This is a genomic window from Burkholderia sp. BCC1993 (genome assembly GCF_905339865.1).
GTDB lineage: Bacteria > Pseudomonadota > Gammaproteobacteria > Burkholderiales > Burkholderiaceae > Burkholderia.
Genome location: NZ_CAJPGZ010000012.1, coordinates 112,071 through 132,438 on the forward strand (window position 1 = coordinate 112,071; position 20,368 = coordinate 132,438).

At 69.0% G+C, this 20,368-nt stretch carries 19 protein-coding genes; 8 read left to right on the forward strand and 11 right to left on the reverse strand.

What is annotated here, in order from left to right:
* Positions 1–359: 359 nt before the first annotated feature.
* Positions 360–1,403, reverse strand: coding sequence for a bile acid:sodium symporter family protein (locus U4Y91_RS21230; RefSeq protein WP_321806737.1), 1,044 nt, complete (start codon positions 1,401–1,403; stop codon positions 360–362).
* A 359-nt stretch (positions 1,404–1,762) separates the two neighbouring features.
* Here U4Y91_RS21230 and U4Y91_RS21235 point away from each other — a divergent pair, with 359 nt between their 5' ends.
* From U4Y91_RS21235 to U4Y91_RS21245, 3 genes are all read left to right on the forward strand, one after another.
* The gene (locus U4Y91_RS21235; protein WP_321806866.1) at positions 1,763–2,260 is read left to right on the forward strand and encodes a peptide-binding protein; all 498 of its coding nucleotides are present in this window, start codon (positions 1,763–1,765) and stop codon (positions 2,258–2,260) included.
* 366 nt (positions 2,261–2,626) lie between these two features.
* Positions 2,627–3,703: a porin gene (locus tag U4Y91_RS21240; RefSeq protein ID WP_044846147.1), complete on the forward strand. Its 1,077-nt coding sequence runs from the start codon at positions 2,627–2,629 to the stop codon at positions 3,701–3,703.
* Positions 3,704–3,875: 172 nt separating this feature from the next.
* Positions 3,876–4,838 carry a LysR family transcriptional regulator gene (locus tag U4Y91_RS21245; protein WP_321806738.1) on the forward strand — a complete coding sequence of 321 codons (963 nt, stop codon included), beginning with the start codon at positions 3,876–3,878 and terminating at the stop codon, positions 4,836–4,838.
* A gap of 111 nt (positions 4,839–4,949) precedes the next feature.
* Here U4Y91_RS21245 and U4Y91_RS21250 read toward each other — a convergent pair whose 3' ends face one another.
* Positions 4,950–5,909 carry a nitronate monooxygenase family protein gene (locus U4Y91_RS21250; RefSeq protein WP_321806739.1) on the reverse strand — a complete coding sequence of 320 codons (960 nt, stop codon included), beginning with the start codon at positions 5,907–5,909 and terminating at the stop codon, positions 4,950–4,952.
* A 279-nt stretch (positions 5,910–6,188) separates the two neighbouring features.
* Between U4Y91_RS21250 and U4Y91_RS21255 the strand changes: the two genes are divergently transcribed.
* Positions 6,189–7,085, forward strand: coding sequence for an alpha/beta fold hydrolase (locus tag U4Y91_RS21255; RefSeq protein WP_044846150.1), 897 nt, complete (start codon positions 6,189–6,191; stop codon positions 7,083–7,085).
* A gap of 62 nt (positions 7,086–7,147) precedes the next feature.
* On the opposite strand, the gene U4Y91_RS21260 is transcribed toward U4Y91_RS21255, so the two are convergent.
* Complete coding sequence (locus U4Y91_RS21260) at positions 7,148–7,639, reverse strand: Lrp/AsnC family transcriptional regulator (protein ID WP_034177375.1); 492 nt, start codon at positions 7,637–7,639, stop codon at positions 7,148–7,150.
* A 113-nt stretch (positions 7,640–7,752) separates the two neighbouring features.
* On the opposite strand from U4Y91_RS21260, the gene U4Y91_RS21265 reads away from it, so the two are divergent.
* Positions 7,753–8,655: a DMT family transporter gene (locus U4Y91_RS21265; RefSeq protein WP_321806740.1), complete on the forward strand. Its 903-nt coding sequence runs from the start codon at positions 7,753–7,755 to the stop codon at positions 8,653–8,655.
* 232 nt (positions 8,656–8,887) lie between these two features.
* Here U4Y91_RS21265 and U4Y91_RS21270 read toward each other — a convergent pair whose 3' ends face one another.
* From U4Y91_RS21270 to U4Y91_RS21290, 5 genes are read right to left on the reverse strand one after another with little or no spacing between them, the layout of a single operon-like run.
* Positions 8,888–9,094: a DUF1289 domain-containing protein gene (locus U4Y91_RS21270; RefSeq protein ID WP_321806741.1), complete on the reverse strand. Its 207-nt coding sequence runs from the start codon at positions 9,092–9,094 to the stop codon at positions 8,888–8,890.
* Positions 9,091–9,597: a YbaK/EbsC family protein gene (locus tag U4Y91_RS21275; RefSeq protein WP_321806742.1), complete on the reverse strand. Its 507-nt coding sequence runs from the start codon at positions 9,595–9,597 to the stop codon at positions 9,091–9,093. Before U4Y91_RS21275 ends, U4Y91_RS21270 begins: the two co-directional genes overlap by 4 nt.
* Positions 9,598–9,620: 23 nt before the next feature.
* On the reverse strand, positions 9,621–10,553 hold the full coding sequence (locus U4Y91_RS21280) for a hydroxymethylglutaryl-CoA lyase (protein ID WP_124571770.1): 933 nt from the start codon (positions 10,551–10,553) through the stop codon (positions 9,621–9,623).
* 29 nt (positions 10,554–10,582) lie between these two features.
* Entirely contained in the window at positions 10,583–11,524 is a 942-nt protein-coding gene (locus U4Y91_RS21285) for a glyoxylate/hydroxypyruvate reductase A (RefSeq protein ID WP_321806743.1), read from the reverse strand.
* A gap of 4 nt (positions 11,525–11,528) precedes the next feature.
* Positions 11,529–11,966, reverse strand: a complete 438-nt coding sequence (locus U4Y91_RS21290) for a VOC family protein (RefSeq protein WP_044846155.1) — start codon at positions 11,964–11,966, stop codon at positions 11,529–11,531.
* Positions 11,967–12,223: 257 nt separating this feature from the next.
* Between U4Y91_RS21290 and U4Y91_RS21295 the strand changes: the two genes are divergently transcribed.
* On the forward strand, positions 12,224–12,847 hold the full coding sequence (locus U4Y91_RS21295) for an RBBP9/YdeN family alpha/beta hydrolase (RefSeq protein ID WP_044846156.1): 624 nt from the start codon (positions 12,224–12,226) through the stop codon (positions 12,845–12,847).
* Between the two features lie 54 nt (positions 12,848–12,901).
* Here the strand turns inward: U4Y91_RS21295 and U4Y91_RS21300 are convergent, their stop codons facing one another.
* Together U4Y91_RS21300 and U4Y91_RS21305 are read right to left on the reverse strand one after the other, a co-directional pair.
* On the reverse strand, positions 12,902–15,022 hold the full coding sequence (locus tag U4Y91_RS21300) for a phosphocholine-specific phospholipase C (protein WP_321806744.1): 2,121 nt from the start codon (positions 15,020–15,022) through the stop codon (positions 12,902–12,904).
* A 57-nt stretch (positions 15,023–15,079) separates the two neighbouring features.
* Positions 15,080–15,364 (reverse strand): hypothetical protein, encoded by a 285-nt coding sequence (locus U4Y91_RS21305; RefSeq protein WP_321806745.1) that lies wholly within the window; start codon positions 15,362–15,364, stop codon positions 15,080–15,082.
* A 311-nt stretch (positions 15,365–15,675) separates the two neighbouring features.
* Here U4Y91_RS21305 and U4Y91_RS21310 point away from each other — a divergent pair, with 311 nt between their 5' ends.
* Positions 15,676–17,877, forward strand: a complete 2,202-nt coding sequence (locus U4Y91_RS21310) for a TonB-dependent siderophore receptor (protein WP_321806746.1) — start codon at positions 15,676–15,678, stop codon at positions 17,875–17,877.
* Between the two features lie 43 nt (positions 17,878–17,920).
* On the opposite strand, the gene U4Y91_RS21315 is transcribed toward U4Y91_RS21310, so the two are convergent.
* The gene (locus U4Y91_RS21315; RefSeq protein WP_321806747.1) at positions 17,921–19,195 is read right to left on the reverse strand and encodes an MFS transporter; all 1,275 of its coding nucleotides are present in this window, start codon (positions 19,193–19,195) and stop codon (positions 17,921–17,923) included.
* Positions 19,196–19,302: 107 nt separating this feature from the next.
* Between U4Y91_RS21315 and U4Y91_RS21320 the strand changes: the two genes are divergently transcribed.
* The gene (locus U4Y91_RS21320) at positions 19,303–20,349 is read left to right on the forward strand and encodes a LysR substrate-binding domain-containing protein (protein WP_321806748.1); all 1,047 of its coding nucleotides are present in this window, start codon (positions 19,303–19,305) and stop codon (positions 20,347–20,349) included.
* Positions 20,350–20,368 lie beyond the last annotated feature (19 nt).

Sequence of the window (20,368 nt, forward strand, 5' to 3'; positions counted from 1 at the left end):
TAACGGCAGTGCGCGCGGAGAATTGAATGAAGATTTGGTGACGCGATGCGCGTCGATGGTGCATGCATCGCGGCGGGCTGCGCGGCGGGGAGGCGGGGAGGCGGGGAGGCGGGAGGCGAGAGGCGAGAGGCGAGAGGCGAGAGGCGAGAGGCGAGAGGCGAGAGGCGAGAGGCGAGAGGCGAGAGGCGAGAGGCGAGAGGCGAGAGGCGAGAGGCGAGAGGCGAGAGGCGAGAGGCGAGAGGCGGGAAGCGGGAAGCGGGAAGCGGGGAGGCGGGAGGCGAGAGGTGAGACGCTGGGACAAAAGGACCAAGACGAACACCCCAGCGCGGCCAGCCATGCCGGCCGCGCAGCCTCCCGCGTCAGCGCTTGCCCGCGCTCAGCGCACCGCGCCCGCGTGCGGCACCGGCCGCACCCGCGTCGCCGTCGCGCTCGCCGCTCGTGTCGCGCGCGCCCCAGCGTTGCGCGAGCGCCGCGCAGGCCATCAGCTGGATCTGGTGGAACAGCATCAGCGGCAGCACGACCGCGCCGACCGCCTGCGCGGAGAAGATCACCTTCGCCATCGGCACGCCGGCCGCGAGGCTCTTCTTCGACCCGCAGAAAATGATCGTGATCTGGTCGGCGCGGTTGAAGCCGAGCCGCTTGCTGACGAACGCGGTCAGCCCCAGCGCGATCACGAGCAGCACGACGTTGACGACCAGCAGGCCGCCGAGCGCGCGCGCCGGAATCTGGTGCCACAGCCCCTGGTTCACGGCCTCGCTGAACGCGACGTAGACGACGAGCAGGATCGAGCCCTGGTCGACGAAGCGCAGCACGCCGCGGTTGCGTTCGATCCAGCCGCCGATCACGGGCCGCAGCAGCTGGCCGGCGATGAACGGCACGAGCAACTGCATCACGATGCTGCCGACGGTGCTCCACGGCGACGCGGCCGCGGCCGACTGCGACGTGATCATCAGCCCGACGAGCGCCGGCGTCACGAAGATCCCGAGCAGGCTCGACGCCGATGCCGCGCACACGGCGGCCGGCACGTTGCCCTTCGCGATCGACGTGAACGCGATCGACGACTGGACGGTCGACGGCAGCGTGCACAGGAACAGCACGCCGGCATACAGCGTCGGCGTGACGAGCGGCTGCAGCACGGGCTTCAGCGCGAGGCCGAGCAGCGGGAACAGCGCGAACGTGCTGAGCAGCACGACCGCATGCAGCCGCCAGTGGGTCGCGCCCGCGACGACGGCTTCGCGCGACAGCTTCGCGCCGTGCAGGAAGAACAGCAGGCCGACCGCGATGTTGGTCGCCCAGTTGAACGCATGGGCGGCCGGGCCGCGGCACGGCAGCAGGCTCGCGAGCACGACGGTGCCGACGAGCGCGAGCGTGAAGTTGTCGGGAAGGAAACGGGGACGGGCCATCGGGGAACTCGATTCGGAAACGGCGGGCGCGCATGTCGCGCGCGCGAAGCCGGTATTGTCCCGGCTGGTCATTCAATAAACAAATTCATTGTACGAATCTATTGATGAATCGATTGCATGATGCGGCCGCGCAACAACGCTCGCCTGCGGAGGCCCGGCGACGCGCAAAGCGGCAGAAGAATGTTCTGTCGCGATCCCACCCTGAAGTGAAAAAACCTAGCAGTAACATGGTGTTACACCCATGCCCGCGACCTAACATTTTTTCGCTCGACACCGTTTGGGACCGCTCATAAATTACTGCTGAAAGGCTTGCGTCGGCCGGAAACAGCCCGGCGGCGAGCGGCAATAGGCACTGAATGATGACGGAACGGGTGAAACTGAAGGTCGGACGATGGGTGGCAGGCGTGCTCGGCGCGCTGCTGATGCCGCTCGCGCTCGCGCAACCGCCGCACGGCGGTCAGGCGTTCGGCGGCGGTCATGGCTTCGGTCACGGTTTCGGTGGCGGCGACATGCGCATGTACGGCCAGCCGGCCGGCAACGCGCAGGTATGGCGCCGGGCGCTGCCGCCGGGCGGCGCGCGTGGCGGCGGCGTGAGCGGCTACGGTTCCCGCTGGGGCCTGCGTCCGACGCCGTCTTACGGCCATTACGCCGCGCAGAGCCCGTATCGTCCGATCAGCGCCGAGTCCCGCCAGATGCCGCGCCCGCAGGGCGGCGGCAACGTGCCGCTGCGCGCCGGCTCGATCCGCGCCGACGTCGCGCGCTACAACGAAGAGCGTGGCGGCCGTCCGATGCCGCCGCCCCGCGCGCAGGAAGAGCCTTCCCACTCGCCGTTTTTCTCCCCGTTCTACCGAAACTGAGCGCCCCGCGCGTTCGCCGAGCGCCTTGCGCGTTCGCTCCCCCGCCGGCTGTGATGCGAATTCGCCACAGTCGCGCATAGATTTCCGCTGATTTTCCCGTCGCATTGCGCTATCTTTCGCGCCCGGCACGCGCGCCCCCCGCGGCCGTCCCGTCGCGTGCCCGCACCGCGCGGGGCCGCTGCGGCGCGCCTGGCCATGTGCCGATTCCGCGAAGTTAATGCTGCCGCTATACCCGCAATAAGTGTGCGCAATTTTGACCGGACGCATGTTCCGTAAAGATGGCTGCGCCCCATACGACGCAAGCAATCGGCTCCAAACAACAACGCTCGCGCCACTTATCGACATTCGACAAAACCTGGAGATCCCATGAAAGCATTCGCTCGCCGTGCGTCGCGCACGTCCGTCAAGCTGATCGCCGCGGCCGCCTGCGTGGCCGCAACCGCACCCGTTCACGCGCAGTCGAGCGTCTCGCTCTACGGTCAGGTCGACGAATGGGTCGGCGCCACCAAGTTCCCGGGCGGCGATCGCGCATGGAACGTGTCGGGCGGCGGGATGTCGACGTCCTACTGGGGCCTGCACGGCGCCGAGGATCTCGGCGACGGCTACAAGGCGATCTTCACGCTCGAGAGCTTCTTCCGTGCGCAGAACGGCCAGTTCGGCCGCTTCCAGGGCGACACGTTCTTCGCGCGCAACGCATACGTCGGCGTCAGCTCGCCGTACGGCACGGTGACGGCGGGCCGCCTGACGACGCACCTGTTCCTGTCGACGATCCTGTTCAACCCGTTCTACGATTCGTACACCTTCTCGCCGATGGTGTACCACGTGTTCCTCGGCCTCGGCACGTTCCCGACCTATCCGAGCGATCAGGGCGCGGTCGGCGATTCGGGCTGGAACAACGCGCTGTCCTACACGTCGCCTTCGTTCGGCGGCCTGAATTTCGCGGCGATGTACGCGCTCGGCAACACGGCCGGCGACAACCGCTCGAAGAAGTGGAGCGCGCAGTTCAACTACGCGAACGGCCCGTTCGCGGCGACCGCCGTCTACCAGTACGTGAACTTCAACAACGGCCCGCAGGACCTGAGCTCGCTCGTGACCGGCATGAAGAGCCAGGGCATCGGGCTGGTCGGCGCGACCTACGACCTGAAGTACGTGAAGCTGTTCGGCCAGTACATGTATACGAAGAACGACCAGGTCGCCGGCAGCTGGCACGTGAACACCGCGCAGGGCGGCGTGTCGGTGCCGCTCGGCGTCGGCAACGCGATGGCGTCGTACGCCTACTCGCGCGACGGCGGCGGCCTCGACCAGACGCGCCAGACCTGGGCCGTCGGCTACGACTATCCGCTGTCCAAGCGCACCGACGTCTACGCTGCGTACATGAACGACCACATCAGCGGCCTGTCGAGCGGCAATACGTTCGGCGCAGGCATCCGCGCGAAGTTCTGACGATTCGTCGGTTCGGACGCGCACGCACCGTGCGTCGCGTCTGCCGGCTTTCCGCCCCGAAAAACGGCACCGCTTTGCGCGGTGCCGTTTTGCCTTTGTTGACCTTTTTGTTTCCTCGCCTTTGTTACCCTACTCGTAATTGCATAATTCCCAGGAATTGCGAGCTAGTTCGATGGATACCCTCGTCAGCATGAATGTGTTTCGCTACGTCGTCGAAGTGGGCAGCTTCGTCGGCGCGGCCGAGCGCATGCAGATGTCGGCCGCGATGGCGAGCAAGCACGTGATGCATCTCGAGCAGCAGCTCGGCGCGCGGCTGCTGCATCGCACGACACGACGTGTCGCGCCGACCGAGGCGGGACGCGAATACTATGAGCGCCTCGTGCAGGCGCTGTCGGAACTCGACGAAGCCGGACAGGCGGTCGGCGCCGCGAGCGTGGTGCCGCAGGGCCGCCTGCGCGTGACGTCGCTGTCCGCGTTCGGATTGCGGCACGTGATGCAGGCCGTCACCGATTATGCGGGTCGGTTCCCGGACGTAACCGTCGACATGACGCTGTCCGATCGCGTGGTCGACCTGATCGAGGAAGGCTACGACGTCGCGGTGCGCGCGGCGCCGAACGGGCTGAAATCGTCGTCGCTGGTCGCGCGGCAGATCGCGACCGCGCACATCCTGCTGGTCGCGTCGCCCGAGTATCTCGACAAGCACGGCACGCCCCAGACGATCGCCGATCTCGCGCACCACAACTACCTGCGCCGCGATTCGAATTCGACGATGCTCGATTCGCTGGTGATCGACGCGGCCGCCGCGTCGCGCGTGAACCTGAACGGCAACCTGATCGTGAACCATCTCGAGGGGCTGCGCGCGGCCGTGCTCGCGGGCGCGGGCATCGCGCTGCTCGGCACCGAGGTGGTCGGCGACGACATCGAATCCGGCCGGCTCGTGCCGGTGCTGCTCGACGCCGTGCCGCCGCACGAGGCGCCGATCTATGCGGTGTACGCGAGCCGTCGCCACGTGTCCGCGAAGGTGCGCTCGTTCGTCGACTTCCTCGCGGCACGGTTCGAAGGGCAGTCGCTGTGCCCGTCGATCGAGTCACGCCTGCGCGTGCTGCCGATCACGCGGATCAAGCGCGCGGGCTGACCGGCGCCGGCCGCCCGCGCGGCGGACATGAAAAAGCGCGAGCCGTTGCGGTTCGCGCTTTTTTGTTTGGTCCGACGTCATGCGCGGCGGTGGCGCAACCCGCCGCCCGCGTCAGCGCGCGATGCCGAGTCGTGCCTTCGCGTCGTCGTACTCGCGCTTCAGGCGCTCGACGAGCGCGCCGACGCTCGGCAGGTCGTCCATCAGGCCGACGCCCTGGCCGGCACCCCAGATGTCCTTCCACGCCTTCGCCTTGTCACCGCCGAAATTCATCTTCGACTTGTCCGATTCCGGCAGCGCCTCCGGATCGAGGCCGGCTTTCTCGATGCTCTCGCGGATGTAGTTGCCGTGCACGCCGGTGAAGAGGTTCGTATAGATGATGTCCGACGATTTCGCGTTGACGATCGCACGCTTGTAGTCCTCGACCGCGTGCGCTTCCTGCGTCGCGATGAAGCGCGTGCCCATGTACGCGAAGTCGGCGCCCATCGCCTGCGCGGCGAGGATCGAGCCGCCGTTGGCGATCGCGCCGGACAGCACGATCGGGCCGTCGAACATCTTGCGCACTTCGCCGACGAGCGCGAACGGCGACGTCGTGCCCGCGTGGCCGCCGGCGCCGGCCGCGACGAGGATCAGCCCGTCGACGCCGGCTTCGAGCGCCTTCTGCGCATGGCGCAGGTTGATCACGTCGTGCAGCACGATGCCGCCGTAGCTGTGCACCGCGTCGACGATCTCGCGCGCCGGCGCGCGCAGGCTCGTGATGAAGATCGGCACCTTGTGCTCGACGCACACGCGCACGTCGTGCTCGAGCCGTGCATTCGACTGGTGGACGATCTGGTTGACCGCGATCGGGCCGATCACCGCGTCCGGGTGCTTCGCCTTGTGGTCGGCGAGTTCGGACTGGATCTGCGTGAGCCATTCGTCGAGCAGTTCGGCCGGACGGGCGTTGAGCGCGGGGAATGATCCGACGATACCCGCCTTGCATTGCGCGAGCACGAGTTCGGGGTAGCTGACGATGAACATCGGCGACGCGATGACGGGCAGCGTCAGGTTCTGCAGGACGGCGGGCAATGCCATGTGATGTCTCCAGTCTCGAGGGGCGGCCGGGCCCGGCGCGGGCGCGCCGACGCCGGCATGCATGCTTGGCGGTCGAACGGTGCTTCGAGTGTAGCGGTATAGCCGCGCGTTCATATTAATACGAACGGTCGTGCGATTCTACGCGAGCTTAACAAACTGCGCGGCGTGGCGACAATCGAGTGAGTGTTCTCTTTCTACGCATTCGGGCATCTGGCGCGCTCAGCAGTCGGCCGGGCGCTCCTACAATATCCGCCATAACAAACCAACGAGAAACAAACCATGTCGTTTGAGGCGTTTGCACCGTTTCGCGTGACGGTGCAGGACACCGACATCTTCGGTGTCAAAGGAGGCGCGGGGCCGCCGCTTCTGCTGCTGCACGGCCACCCGCAGACCCACATGATCTGGCATCGCGTCGCCGCGACGCTGGCGAATCACTTCACGGTGATCGCGACCGACCTGCGCGGCTACGGCACGTCGGGCAAGCCGCCGAGCGACGCGCGGCATGCGCCGTATTCGAAACGCGCGATGGCGGCCGACCAGGTCGCCGTGATGCGCCATTTCGGTTTCGAGCAATTCCATGTGTGCGCGCACGATCGCGGCGCGCGCGTCGCGCACCGGCTCGCGCTCGATCATCCGGCGGCCGTCGAGCGGATGATGCTGCTCGACATCGCGCCGACGCTCGCGATGTACGAGCAGACCGACCGCGCGTTCGCGACCGCGTATTTCCACTGGTTCTTCCTGATCCAGCCGGCGCCGCTGCCCGAAACGCTGATCGAAGGCCGCACCGATGCGTATATCGAGCGCGTGATGGGCAACCGTTCCGCCGGGCTCGCGCCGTTCGCGCCGGAGGCGCTCGCCGCGTATCGCGCCGCGCTCGCGCAGCCGGGCGCCGTGCACGCGATGTGCGAGGACTACCGCGCGTCGGCGACGATCGATCTCGAACATGACCGCGCGGATCTCGAGCGCGGCAACAAGGTCGCGTGCCCGCTGCGCGTGCTGTGGGGCGAACACGGGATCGTCGGCCGCTGCTTCGATCCGCTCGACGAATGGCGGCGCGTCGCGCGCGACGTCAGCGGCCGCGCGCTCGATTGCGGGCACTACATTCCGGAAGAGGCGCCCGTCGCGCTGATCGACGAGCTGCTCGCGTTCTTCGAAGCGCGCGACGCGGCCGCGTGAGCGGTGCCGGCCGCGGCGGGTCGCGCGGCGCTTGCTGCGCGTCGACGATCGGCGCTCGCGGTTCAGCGGCGCGCGGCGTCGTCTTCGACCAGCGGCGGCAGGCGGCGCGGCACGGGCGTCGATTTGACGATCGCCGTGCTCGTTTCCGCGCGCTCCGTCACCTTCGACAGGATGTCGTCGAGGTGCTCGATCGTGCGCAGGTAGAGCCGGCAGATGAAGCAGTCCTCGCCGGTCACCTTGTCGCATTCGACGAATTCCGGAATCCGCCGCAGCACCTCCTCGACCAGATGCAGCTGCCCCGGCAGCGGCTTCACGCGGACGATCGCCTGCAGCGTATAGCCGAGCGCGCGCGGGTCGAGCTCGACGGTGAAGCCCGCGATCACGCCCTGCGCTTCGAGCCGCCGCACGCGGTCGGCGGTCGCGGGCGCCGACAGCCCGATCTGTCGCGCCAGTTCGCTGGTGGCGATGCGCGCATCCTCGGCGAGCGCCGCGAGGATCGCGCGGTCGGTCGCGTCCAGTGACGCGACGGCGGGCGGGGAAAGGCGTTTCGACATGATCGCTTTGCTTTCGAAGGTGAATCGATTGTTTCGCTTCAGTTTAGCCGTGGATGCATGGAAAGCAAGTTCCTAGAATCGAAGTCATCTTCTCTCGTCAAACGGAGTCCATGATGGCCTCGAACGAAATCCGCCGCGGTGCCGCCGAGATGGTCGTCGCGATGATGATGTCCGGCACGATCGGGTGGCTCGTGATGTCGTCGCAGCAACCGCTCACCAACGTCGTGTTCTTCCGCTGCCTGTTCGGCGCCGCGACGCTCGCGATCGTCTGCGCGGCGCTCGGCTTGCTGCGCCGCGCGCTGTTCTCGCCGCGCATGCTCGCGCTCGCGACGCTCGGCAGCGTCGCGATCGTCGCAAACTGGCTGCTGCTGTTCGCCGCGTATTCGCGCGCGTCGATCTCGATGGCGACCGCCGTCTACAACACGCAGCCGTTCATGCTCGTCGCGCTCGGCGCGCTCGTGTTCCGCGAACGGATCAGCGCGTCGACGATCGCGTGGCTCGCGCTCGCCTTCATCGGGCTGGTCTGCGTGGTGCGGGTCGAGCCGGCCGTGCTCGCGGTGCCCGGCGAATATCTCGAAGGCGTCGCGCTGTCGCTCGGCGCGGCGTTCCTGTACGCGGTGTCGTCGATCGTCACGAAGCACCTGAAGGGCACGCCGCCGCACCTGCTCGCACTGCTGCAGGCCGGCCTCGGCATCGTGCTGCTCGCGCCGTTCGCGCACTTCGGCGCGTTGCCCGCGACGGCCGCGCAGTGGCTCGATCTCGTCGTGCTCGGCGTCGTCAACACCGGTCTGATGTACGTGCTGCTGTACGGCGCGATCCAGAAGCTGCCGGTCGCGATGACGGGCGCACTGTCGTTCGTCTATCCGGTCGTCGCGATCATCGTCGATCGCATCGCGTTCGGGCAGACGCTCGCGTGGACGCAGGTGCTCGGCGCGCTGCTGATCCTGCTCGCGGCGGCCGGCGTGAACCTCGGCTGGCGCATCGTGCCCGCGCGTCGCGCGGCGGTCGGCAACTGAAACGGTCGTGCGATTCGGTTCACCGCTACGGTTCACCGCTGCGGCTTGCCGCCAAGCGCGTCGGCGTCGCCTCCGGGCACGCGGATTGCGCGCCAAAAAGGCCGTAAGGAGTTGTAGGGAAACACCCGATGCGACGCTGCAGCGTCGCTCGTATGATGCGGGCTGTGACGTTGATCACGTTCACAGGATTCCGATCTCATGCCGTTCGCCAAGCAGGCCGAACGGCATTTTTTTATGCGCCGCTCCGCGCGAGCAGGCGCCGCCGCGCGTCGAGCCGCGCGAGCAACACGCGTCTCGCGTCGTCGTCCGACGCGCGCCATCCCTTGATCTCGTCACGCGTGCGCAGGCAGCCCGCGCACCAGTCGGTGCGCGGATCGATCCTGCAGACGTCGGTGCACGGCGAGGCGACCGTGCCGACCGGTACCTGCACGTCGCTCATGCGTCGTTACGCTGAGCGACGTCGGCAACCGGCGCGCCCGTCAGCGAGACGAGTTCCTGCGGCGACAGGTTGAACACCGCGTGCGGATGGCCGGCGGCCGCCCACAGGCTGTCGAGCTCGAGCAGATCGGCGTCGATCAGCGTGACCGGTTCGACGAGATGGCCGATCGGGCAGACGCCGCCGATCGCGTAGCCGGTATGGTCGCGCACGAACTTCGCATCGGCGCGGCCGACCGCGCCGACCTGGGCGGCGACCTTCTTCTCGTCGACGCGGTTCACGCCGCTCGCGACGACGAGCACCGGCAGGCCGTCGGATTCGCGGCGAAACAGGATCGACTTCGCGATCTGCGCGACCGAGCAGCCGAGCCCGGCCGCGGCTTCGGCGGAGGTCTTGCCGGTTTCGGCGAGCATCACGATCCCTTTCGCATGCCCGCGTTCGCGCAGCAGCAGCGCGACGCGTCGCGCGGAATCGGGGAGAGAGTCGAATGAAGCGGGTGTCGTCATGGGGAGTCCGGTGAGTGTCTGGGTCAGGCGCAGCTCGGCGCGTCGGCTGCGCTCTGCGCCTTGGCGAGCAGCGCGCGACCGGCGCGCGACACGTTCGCGCGGCCGATCGCGTTCGAGATGAAGTCGCCGGCGGCGACCACCTGCGCGAGATCGATGCCGGTGTCGATGCCGAGGCCCTGCATCAGGTACAGCACGTCCTCGGTCGCGACGTTGCCGGTCGCGCCCTTCGCGTACGGGCAGCCGCCGAGGCCGGCGACCGACGCGTGGAAGATCTCGATCCCTTCGAACAGCGCCGCGTAGATGTTCGCGAGCGCCTGGCCGTAGGTGTCGTGGAAGTGGCCCGACAGCCGCTCGCGCGGGAACACGCGCGTAACGGCCGACAGCACTTCGCGCGTGCGCGTCGGCGTGCCGACGCCGATGGTGTCGGCGATGTCGATCTCGTCGCAGCCGAGCGCGGCGAAGCGTTCGACGACGTCGACGACCGACGCGACCGGCACCTCGCCCTGGTACGGGCAGCCGAGCGTGCAAGACACGCTGCCGCGCAGCCGCAGGCCGGCATCCTTCGCGGCCTTCGCGACCGGCTCGAAGCGCGCGATGCTCTCCGCGATGCTGCAGTTGATGTTGCGCTGCGAGAACGCCTCGCTCGCCGCGCCGAAGATCACCACTTCGTCGGCGCGTGCGGCGAGCGCGTTCTCGAAGCCTTTCAGGTTCGGCGTGAGCACCGAATACACGGTGCCCGGGCGACGCTCGATGCCGGCCATCACGTCGGCGCCGTCGGCCATCTGCGGCACCCATTTCGGCGACACGAACGATGCGGCCTCGACATTGCGGAAGCCGGCGCGCGACAGCCGGTCGACGAGCGCGATCTTCACGTCGGTCGGCACGAAGGTCTTTTCGTTCTGCAGCCCGTCGCGCGGGCCGACTTCGACGATCTTGACGGCGGTGGGGAACGTCATGGTTGTCTCCGGTCTCGTATAGGTGGAATTCAGTAGCCGCGCGCGTAGTCGACGATGCCGCCGACGCGCTCGCCGCGCTCGAGCGCGCGGATCTTGCCGGCGATCTGCTCGACGGCTTCGTCGCGCAGCGTCTCGGCCGAGCTGTGCGGCGTGATCGTGATGCGCGGCGCGTGCCAGAACGGGTGGTCGACCGGCAGCGGCTCGTGCTGGAACACGTCGAGCGTCGCGGCGGCGACCTGGCCGCTCGCGAGCGCGTCGAGCAGGTCGGCTTCGACGAGATGCGCGCCGCGTGCGACGTTCACCAGGTATGCGCCCGGCGCCAGCTTCGCGAAGGTCCGCGCCGACAGGATCCCGTCGGTATCGTGCGTGCTCGGCAGCAGGTTGACGAGCACCTTCGCGCCGTCGACACACGCGTCGAACGCGTCGTCGCCCGCGAAGGTCGCGACGCCGTCGAGCCGTTTCGGGCTGCGGCTGTAGCCGCGCACCGGCAGGCCTAGCGCCGCGAGCGCCTGCGCGACCTGCGCGCCGAGCACGCCGAGGCCGAGCACCGCGACGGTGAAGCGCGCGCGCGGATGCGGCTCCAGCACCTGCCAGCGGCGTTCGCGCTGCAACGCGTCGTATTCGTCGAAGCGGCGCAGGTAGCGCAGCACCGCGTGCGTCACGTATTCGATCATCTGCCGCGCCATGCCCGAATCCTCGAGGCGCACCAGCGGCACGTCGCGCGGCAGCGTGCCGGGATGCGCGCGATCGAGCGCGAGCAGCGCATCGACGCCCGCGCCGAGGTTGAAGATCGCGCGCAGGCCGTCGCGCGGCGCGAACAGCTCGCGCGGCGCGCGCCACACGAGCGCGTAGTCGGCGGCAGCCGTGTCGCCCGGCTGCCACGCGCGCAGCTCGGCCTCGGGCAGCGCCTGCGCGATCGCGTCGCGCCATGCGCCGGCTTCCTGCTGCGGCGAGTAGAACAGGATCTTCATGCGCCTACTTCGCGAACAGCTGGCCGATGTCGGCGAACGCCTTGAACTCGAGCGCGTTGCCGCACGGATCGAGGAAGAACATCGTCGCCTGCTCGCCGACCTCGCCCTTGAAGCGGATATGCGGCTCGATCACGAAGCGCGTATGCGCGGCCTTCAGTTTGTCGGCGAGCGCGTGCCATTCGTCCATCGACAGCACGACGCCGAAATGGCGCACGGGCACGTCGTCGCCGTCGACCGGGTTCACTGCGCTTTTGCCGGTTTCGTCCGGCGCGAGGTGCGCGACGAGCTGATGGCCGAAGAAGTCGAAGTCGACCCAGTGTTCCGAGCTGCGGCCCTCGGGGCAGCCGAGCAGGCCGCCGTAGAACGCGCGCGCGCCGGCGAGGCTCGACACGGGGAAGGCGAGATGGAACGGGCGCAGCGCGCCGGCGGGCGTAGCGGACATCGGGCGTCTCCTGTCGATCGGAACCGGCGCGGGGCGCCCCGGTTCGATCCGATGCAAGGCAAGCGGGAAGCCCACATTCTACGGTTTCGCGGCGCATTGCGCCGCCGCGAGGCTGCCGGCCCGCACCGCGGGGCCCGCGCCGGCGGTCGCCCGGCTACCGTCCCGCGCAAAAGCAAAGCACAAAATATTGGTTCGGCCGCCGCGCACGCCACGCCACAATCGAACCTCGTCTCCAAGCAAAGCAAGCGAGGGCAATCATGCGCGCATGCAGCAAATCGGCGTGGCCGCCGCGGCTCGTGACCGTTCCGGGCCTGCACGGCAGCGAAGGCGCCCACTGGCAGACCTGGCTGGAGCGGCAGTTCCCGCGTTCGCTGCGGGTCGAGCAGGCCGACTGGGACGCCCCCGATCTCGCGCGCTGGGCGCAGTCCGTGCGCGTGCTACTCGAACGCGAGCGCGGCCCGTTCGTGCTGGCCGCGCACAGCTTCGGCTGCCTCGCGGCCGCGCATGCGCTCGCGCAATGGCCGCAGGCGGCCGACGTCGCGGGCGTGCTGCTCGTCGCGCCCGCCAGTCCGAAGAAATTCACGTTCGCCGGGCCGTTCGACGCGCGCCGGCTCGCGGTGCCGTCGATCGTGATCGGCAGCGAAACCGACCCGTGGATGCCGCTCGCCGATGCGCGCACGCTCGCGCAGCGGCTCGGCAGCGCATTCGTGAACCTCGGCGACGCGGGGCACATCAACACCGCGGCCGGCTTCGGGCCGTGGCCGCGCGCGAAGTACTTCATCGACACGCTGGTGCACTGCGCGGCGCCGCTGCGCTTTCGCGACGCGGACGACGGCTTCGACGTCGCGCCCGTCGAGCGCGCGCTCGCGCACGCGATCTGAGATTCGACGGCACGCGCCGCGCGGCCGACGCCGCGCACCGTCGTGCCGCCGCGCTTACGACGCGGAAGCCGGGCGCACCGCGGCCGGATCCGAGTAGCTCGACCGGCCGTTCTCGACGTGGCCCGCGAAGCGGCGCGAGAACGTGCCGTTCACGCCGTCGCTCACCGTCACGTCATACCAGTGGTGGCTCGACGCGAGCGCCCATTGCTCGACGCGTTCGTCGCCGCCGTGCAGGGTCACCTGGCGCGCGGGCGTACCGTACGCATTGTCGGTCAGCGTCAGCGTCACGTGACCGCTGCCGTGGTTGCGCAGCTTCAGGTACAGGTTGCCGTTCGCGATGTCGTAGCCGGCTTTCACCTCAGGCTGCGCCTGGTTGCGGCGGCGCGCCGTCGCGGCCGACACGTTGCCCGCGAACATCCGCACGAAGCCGTTCGGCCCGTACACCGAGAACGCATACGCGCCGTTCGTCTCCGTCAGGTCGAAGTCCGCGTGCAGCACGCGGCGCGCGCCGACCGTGTAGCGCCATGGGCCGTCGGTGCGGTTCGTCGCGTACACCTGGAAGTGCGCGCCCTGGTTGCCGCGGTTCGCGAACTCGATGCGCAGCGTGTTGCCGCCGTAGAGGCTCGCGTTCACGTGCAGTTCGTACGGCAGCGCGCGCGCCGGGCGCACGCCGGGTTCCTGCGGGTCGATCGGCGACGGTGTCGCGGGCACGGTCGGCGCGGGTTGCGACGTGCATTGCTGGTCGGCGATCGAGCGGTACTGGCTCGTATCGGGCAGCGTCGGGAACGTCGCGTCGGACGAGCGGAAGTCGAACGCGGCGGTGAGGTCGCCGCAGATGGTCCGGCGCCACGGCGTGATGTTCGGCTCGTCGACGCCGAAGCGCTCGCCGATGAAGCGGATCACCGACGTGTGGTCGAATACCTGCGAGCACACGAAGCCGCCCTTCGACCACGGCGACACGACCGTCATCGGCACGCGCGGCCCGAGGCCGTACGGCAGCCCGTCGGCCGTGTAGCTGCCGCCGCGGCCGGGATTCACGACCGTATGCAGCTCGCCGTCGGTGGTCACGGTCGATGCGCCCTGCGCGGCCGAGGTCGGCGGCTGCGGCGGCACGACGTGATCGAAGAAGCCGTCGTTTTCGTCGTACATGATGAACAGCACCGTCTTCGCCCACACGTCCGGGTTCGAGGTCAGCGCGTCGAGGATCTGCGACGTGTAGTTCGCGCCGTACGCGGGCGTGTATTTCGGATGCTCGGAGAACACGGCGGGCGGCAGCAGCCACGACACCTGCGGCAGCCGGTCGTTGATCACGTCGTCCTTCAGGTTGTCGAGCGTACGCACCGTCTGCGCGCGCTGGTACAGCGACGAGCCCGGCTTCGCATTGATGAAGTTCGTGAAGTTCTGCAGGATGTTCGTGCCGTAGTTGCCGTTGTACGGGTCGGCCCACGTGAGCCCCTGCTGGTAGATCTGCCACGACACGCCATGCGCTTCGAGCCGTTCGGGGAAGGTCGTCCACGACAGCAGCTGGTACGCGGGCGGCAGGTCGCCGTCGACGTAGTCGGCGTTGTCGAGCAGCGGGCCGCCGAACTTGCCGGTCGGGTCGACCGTGCCCGTCATCAGGTACGAACGGTTCGGGTGCGTCGGCCCCGGCAGCGAGCAGAAGTAGTTGTCGCACACGGTGAACGCATCGGCGAGCGCGTAGTGGAACGGGATGTCCTCGCGCACGTGATAGCCCATCGTCATGTCGGTCTTGTTCGCGGGCCACTGGTCGTAGCGGCCGCCGTCGATCGCCGCGTGGGTCTTCGCCCACGAGTGGTCGAGCGCGCCCAGGCACTGCGCGCTGGTCGTCTTCGTGTCGAGCCGGAACGGCAGCACGGGCTTCGCCGAGTCTTCCTTTGACGGCTGGTACCACACCGGCTTGCCGTTCGGCAGCGGAATCGGGAAGCGGTCGTTGTAGCCGCGCACGCCGCGCAGGTGTCCGAAGTAATGGTCGAACGAGCGGTTTTCCTGCATGAACACGACGATGTGCTGGACATCGCGGATCGTGCCGGTGCCGCGCGCGGCCGGAATCGCGAGCGCGCGGCGGATCGATTCGGGGAACGCGTTGAGCGCGACGGCCGCGCCCGCTGACTGTGCGACGGTATGCAGGAAACGGCGGCGGCTGGATGACGTCATGTTATTTCACCTCGGTTCTGCGATCGGGGAACGGGGACACCAACAGGAACGGCGGGATCAGTGCGGCGACGACGCGGCGACGCCGGACGAGCCCGCGTTCGTCGCGGGCTTCGCGTCGTCGTCATCGTCGGGCGGGTAGTGGACGACGGGCGGCGCAAGCGGCGCGGCATCGGACGCGGCGGCGTTCGCACCGGCAGCGCTGTTGAACGCGCTCGCGGCGCCGGACGATGCGCCGGCCTGTTGCGAGGCGTCGGTCGCGTGCGCGTCGTGCGGCGCGTCGTCGCTGCAGGCGGCGACGAAGGCGGCGGCACATAGAACGACGACGAGGGCAACACGACGCATCACTTCTCTCCTGGCAGGCGGATCGGGAAACGTTTTCGAGTATGCCGGTGCGATGCGACGATTCGGTGAATCGTTTGCGACCGGCGCGTGATCGCGAACGGCTTTCGTCGAGCCGACTAAATGCTTTCGCGCGTTTTGTGCTTTCGCGCGCTGCGCGAGTGTGGCCAAGGAAGGCGGGCTGCGGCCGTCCGGCGGCATAGCCGTATCGTTCGACAGTTCGTTCGGATGACGAAGTTCGGACGTGTCCAATTGCCATGCCGGCTCCAATCCATTTGAATGAGAATCATTGTCATTAATGGGGTGGAGTGAACATGAGTCTTTGCATTCAGTCGAACGCGCTGCCACCGCGTGGTGCGTCCGCGTCCGTGGCATTCGCAATGATGACCTGTGTGGCCGCACCGGCATGCGCAGACGAGGGCGAGCTGCGGCATGTGCCGCACCTGACTCCGATCTTCGTCCACGGCGAGCGCGACGCCGGTTCGCGTGTCGACCGGTCGGGTTCCGCGAAATATGCGAAGCCGCTGCTCGACGTGCCGCAGACGATCACCGTCGTGCCGCGCGCGGTGCTCGACGAACAGCAGGCGCTGAGCCTGCGCGACGCGCTGTCGAACGTCGCGGGCATCACGTTCAACGCGGGAGAAGGCGGCGGCGGGTCGGGCGACATGTTCAATATCCGCGGCTTCGGCGCGAACGCGAACCTGCAGCTCGACGGGTTGCGCGACAGTGCGCAGAACAATCGCAGCGACCTGTTCAACGTCGAGGCGGTCGAGGTGATCAAGGGGCCGAACTCGGTGTTCGGCGGCGCGGGCACGACGGGCGGTTCGGTGAACCTGATCAGCAAGACGCCGAAAGCCGGCGCGCTCACGGAGGCCGGCACGATGCTCGGTACGTCCGGCTACCGCCGCGTGACGCTCGATGCGAACCGGCCGGTGCCCGGCACCGAAGGCCGGGCCGCGTTCCGCCTGAACGCGATGGCGCATGTCAACGATGTGCCGGGCCGCAACGACATCCGCAAGCGGCGCTGGGGCGTCGCGCCGTCGCTCGCGTTTGGCCTCGGCACGCCGACGCGCGTCACGCTCGGCTATTTTCACCAGTACGACAACAACCTTCCCGACTACGGGTTGCCTGCGCACAATGGCCAGGTGCTGGCCGGCATGTCGCGCGACCGCTATTTCGGCTGGCGCAATCTGGATCGCGAACGGATCGCTGCGGATGCCGTCACCGTGAAGGCCGAGCACGACGTGTCGTCCGGCCTGAAGGTGCAGAACCTGAGCCGCTACGCGCACCTGAATCGCGATACGGTGATTTCGGGGGCGCGCGTGAGCCTGGAAGGGCTGCCGCCCGGGCGTTACAAGCCGGCCGGGCCGCAAGGCTACGGCCGCGACGCGTCGACCGCGATGTGGGCGAACCAGACGAACGTGACGAGCACGTTCACGACGTTCGGCGTCGGGCACACGCTCGTCACGGGCTTCGAGATCTCGCGCGAAACGTACGGCCGCACGACCTATTCGTACGGGCTCAACCGGTTCTACCCGGCCGACGGCTTCGCGCTCGCGGCGCCGCCCGGCGTGTGGCGCGGCCCGGCGCAGCGCGAGGACAGTGCCCGCCAGGACACCGCGCTGGTCGTGAAGGCGCTGTACGCGTTCGACACGATCTCCGTCGGCCGCTACTGGGACATCGACGTCGGGCTGCGGCACGACTGGATCGACGGCTGGGCGGAAGGGGCCGCGGCCGGCAAGCCCGCCGAGCGCGCGGACAGTTCCGATCGTCACCTGAGCACGCGCGCGGGGCTCGTGTTCAAGCCGACCGACAACGGTCGCGTGTATTTCGCGTATGGCACGTCGTTCAACCCGTCCGCCGAATTTCTCGCGACGTCCGGCTCCGGCGTGAGCGCGGCGACCGGTGCGCTCGCGCCCGAGAAGAACGAGAGCTTCGAGCTCGGCGCGAAATGGGAGGGGCTCGCGGGCGTCGCGCTGAACGGCGCGCTGTTCCAGACCGAAAAGAACAACGCGCGCGAACGCATGGCCGACGGCAGCTACGCGCTCGTGGGCCGGCAGCGCGTTCGCGGCATCGAGCTCGGGGCCGCCGGCAAGGTGACGCCGCAGTGGGACGTGTTCGCCAACTACACGTATCTCGCGAGCGTCACGCTCAGTTCGCCGGCCACGCCGCGCCGCGACGGGCAGGCGCTCGGCAACACGCCGCGGCACGCGTTCAACCTGTGGACGACCTATCGGTTGCCGGCGGGCTGGACGGTGGGCTACGGTTCGCACTTCGTCGGCCGGCGCAACGTGACGTCGCAAGGCGACGGCAAGCTCGGCGCGTACTGGGTGCACAACCTGATGGCGTCGTACGACGTGAGCCGCAGGCTGCGCTTCCAGCTGAACGTCGACAACCTGTTCGATCGCGCCTACGTCGAACGCGTGCGGCAGGTGGCGGGAAACGCATCGCAATCGTCGGCCGTCGAGTTCGGCGACGGCCGCTCGGCGATGCTGTCGGCCGTGTACAAGTTCTGAATGCCGGGCTATGCGGGTCGGGCTGGGCGCGCCCGCCCGCTTGCTAGCGGGCAAACAACGGGTACGTTGCCGCCGCGATCAGCGCGGTCGCGAGCCACACCACGCTCCACGAGCTGACGGCGAGCAGCGGCGGAATCGCGAGCGGTGTCGCGAACAGCCCGAGATAGACGACCGTGTTCGCCATCCCGAGGGCGGTGCCTGCGTGGTTCGCGCCCGCGAGCGTCGCGAGTTCGGTGTACGCGACGCCGTGCCACGCCGACACGCAGATGCCGGCGAACACGAGGATCGCGACGATCGCGGCGAGCGGCACATGCGGGCTGCCGGCGGTCGCGGCCGCGAGCAGCGCGAACGATCCGGCCGCGACGCAGACCGACCCGCGCAGGTACGCACGCCGGTTGCCGTGCCGGTCGGTATGGCGGCCGCTCCACACGCGCATCACCATCGCGCCCAACTGCAGCGCGACCATCGCCGCGCTGATGCCGGCGAGGCCGAGCCGGCCGAAATCGTGCAGGAATACGGTCGCGAACGTGAGTACCGCGAACTGCGGCGCACACAGCGCGCCGATGCCGAGCACGATGCGCCAGACGCGGCCGCTCGCGAGCGGACTGCGCGCGGGCGCGGCCGGCGGTTGCTGCCCGACGGCGCGGTTCGCGGCGGCGGGCGCGGTGGCCGCCGTGTCGGGCGGTTCGTGCAGCCAGCGCCACGTGAGCGCGGCCGATCCGGCACACAGCAGCATCAGCGCGCCGTACACCGCGGCGAAGCCCGCATGCGACGCGAGCGACGGCAGCAGTGCCGCGCCGATGCCGCCGCCGAGCGGCACGGCCGTCTGGCGGATGCTCATCGCGAGCCCGCGTTCGCGCTCGCCGAACCAGCGCATCACCGCGCGTCCGCTCGAGCCGTTCACGCTGCCGCCGAGCAGGCCGACGCAGCACATCGCCGCGACGATGCGCATGAGCGGCGGCACCGCGTGCGCGGCCGGGACGATCGTGGCCACCATCAGCGCCAGCATCGCGGCGGTCGCGACGAGGCCGGTGAGCAGCACGCGGCGATCGCCGAAGCGGTCGGCGGCGATCCCCCACGGCAGTTCGGACAGTGCGACGCCGAAGCCGAGCGCGCCGAGCACGAGGCCCAGCGCACCGTTGTCGAGGTGATAGGCCGAGCGCATCCACACGGCGGTGGTCGGAATGCCCGCCGCGGCGGCGGAAAAGCTCATGTTCGCGGCGACGCCGGCCGCGAGCACGCGCCAGCGATGGGCCGGGCCGCGCGCGTCGCGAGCTGGCAAGGACGGGGACGAGGATGCTAGGCAGGAGGTATCCATGGCGACGGGGCCCGTTTGGAAATTGACATCGCCAGTGTGGCGACCTACATTCATCCTGAAAATCGGAAAGTTTTTGATGAATCGTTCGATAAAACGGAATGATTGAGATGTCCGGACAAGACCATGCCCATGGCGAGGCGTCGCTCGTGGCACCCGACGCCACGCTGGCCCGGCCGAACTTCGACGTTGCGGCGTTGCGCAGCCTGGTCGCGGGTGTGGATCTCGGCAGCTTCGCGAAGGCCGCCGATCGCGTCGCGCGTTCGTCGTCGGCGGTGAGTGCGCAGATCCGCAAGCTCGAGGAACAGGCCGGCACGCCGCTGTTCGTGAAGGCCGGCCGCGGGCTCGCGCTGACCGACGCCGGCGACGCGATGCTGCGCTATGCGCGGCGGATGATCGAGCTGAACGACGAAGCGGCCGCGGCCGTGCGCGGCGTGAATCTCGACGGTTGGGTGCGGGTCGGCCTTCAGGAGGACTTCGGCGAAGCGATCCTGCCCGACGTGCTCGGGCGTTTCGCGCGTGCGCATCCGAAGGTGAGGATCGAGGCGCGCGTCGCGCGCAATGCCGAGTTGCTCGAGCGGCTCGACGCGAACCAGCTCGATCTCGCGCTCGTGTGGGGCGACCCGGCGTCGGCGGCGCTGGTGTCGCGCGCGGGCATCGACAGCGACGCGATCGCGCAGGTGCCGATGCAGTGGATTGCGGCGGGCGGCGCGAGCGGTTTCGGCGTGCCGGACGCCGACGGATCGGCGGATGCGGTCGACGACGGCGCCGCGCGTCTGCGTGCGATGCGCGCATCGGGCGAGCCGTTGCCGCTCGTCGTGTTCGACCGGCCGTGCCGCTTCTTCGGCGCGGCGACCGATGCGCTCGACCGCGCGGGCGTGCCGTGGCGCGTCGCGTTCACGACGCCGAGCCTGGCCGGGCTGTGGGCGGCGGCGGCGGCCGGCCTCGGGCTGACCGTGCGCTCGCACTACGGGCTGCCCGCGTCGGTGCGTGTGCTCGATGCGGCGTCGTCCGGGCTGCCGGCACTGCCGGGCCTGCCGCTGATGCTGCTGCGGCGGACGTCGTCGGCGACGCCGACCGTCGAGCGGCTCGCGCGGATCGTCACGCAGGCGGTGCGGGACGCGACGCGAGGGGAGGCGGGGGCGCTGGCGGCGTGATGGCGATCGACACGCCGCG

Excerpts from the sequence above, each read along its gene's own strand:
- U4Y91_RS21310 (WP_321806746.1), top strand. The coding sequence starts at position 15,676 with ATGAGTCTTTGCATTCAGTCGAACGCGCTGCCACCGCGTGGTGCGTCC.
- U4Y91_RS21280 (WP_124571770.1), bottom strand. The coding sequence starts at position 10,553 with ATGACGTTCCCCACCGCCGTCAAGATCGTCGAAGTCGGCCCGCGCGAC.
- U4Y91_RS21255 (WP_044846150.1), top strand. The coding sequence starts at position 6,189 with ATGTCGTTTGAGGCGTTTGCACCGTTTCGCGTGACGGTGCAGGACACC.
- U4Y91_RS21295 (WP_044846156.1), top strand. The coding sequence starts at position 12,224 with ATGCGCGCATGCAGCAAATCGGCGTGGCCGCCGCGGCTCGTGACCGTT.
- U4Y91_RS21230 (WP_321806737.1), bottom strand. The coding sequence starts at position 1,403 with ATGGCCCGTCCCCGTTTCCTTCCCGACAACTTCACGCTCGCGCTCGTC.
- U4Y91_RS21315 (WP_321806747.1), bottom strand. The coding sequence starts at position 19,195 with ATGGATACCTCCTGCCTAGCATCCTCGTCCCCGTCCTTGCCAGCTCGC.
- U4Y91_RS21305 (WP_321806745.1), bottom strand. The coding sequence starts at position 15,364 with ATGCGTCGTGTTGCCCTCGTCGTCGTTCTATGTGCCGCCGCCTTCGTC.
- U4Y91_RS21285 (WP_321806743.1), bottom strand. The coding sequence starts at position 11,524 with ATGAAGATCCTGTTCTACTCGCCGCAGCAGGAAGCCGGCGCATGGCGC.
- U4Y91_RS21260 (WP_034177375.1), bottom strand. The coding sequence starts at position 7,639 with ATGTCGAAACGCCTTTCCCCGCCCGCCGTCGCGTCACTGGACGCGACC.
- U4Y91_RS21265 (WP_321806740.1), top strand. The coding sequence starts at position 7,753 with ATGGCCTCGAACGAAATCCGCCGCGGTGCCGCCGAGATGGTCGTCGCG.
- U4Y91_RS21300 (WP_321806744.1), bottom strand. The coding sequence starts at position 15,022 with ATGACGTCATCCAGCCGCCGCCGTTTCCTGCATACCGTCGCACAGTCA.
- U4Y91_RS21320 (WP_321806748.1), top strand. The coding sequence starts at position 19,303 with ATGTCCGGACAAGACCATGCCCATGGCGAGGCGTCGCTCGTGGCACCC.
- U4Y91_RS21290 (WP_044846155.1), bottom strand. The coding sequence starts at position 11,966 with ATGTCCGCTACGCCCGCCGGCGCGCTGCGCCCGTTCCATCTCGCCTTC.
- U4Y91_RS21240 (WP_044846147.1), top strand. The coding sequence starts at position 2,627 with ATGAAAGCATTCGCTCGCCGTGCGTCGCGCACGTCCGTCAAGCTGATC.
- U4Y91_RS21250 (WP_321806739.1), bottom strand. The coding sequence starts at position 5,909 with ATGGCATTGCCCGCCGTCCTGCAGAACCTGACGCTGCCCGTCATCGCG.
- U4Y91_RS21270 (WP_321806741.1), bottom strand. The coding sequence starts at position 9,094 with ATGAGCGACGTGCAGGTACCGGTCGGCACGGTCGCCTCGCCGTGCACC.
- U4Y91_RS21235 (WP_321806866.1), top strand. The coding sequence starts at position 1,763 with ATGACGGAACGGGTGAAACTGAAGGTCGGACGATGGGTGGCAGGCGTG.
- U4Y91_RS21245 (WP_321806738.1), top strand. The coding sequence starts at position 3,876 with ATGGATACCCTCGTCAGCATGAATGTGTTTCGCTACGTCGTCGAAGTG.
- U4Y91_RS21275 (WP_321806742.1), bottom strand. The coding sequence starts at position 9,597 with ATGACGACACCCGCTTCATTCGACTCTCTCCCCGATTCCGCGCGACGC.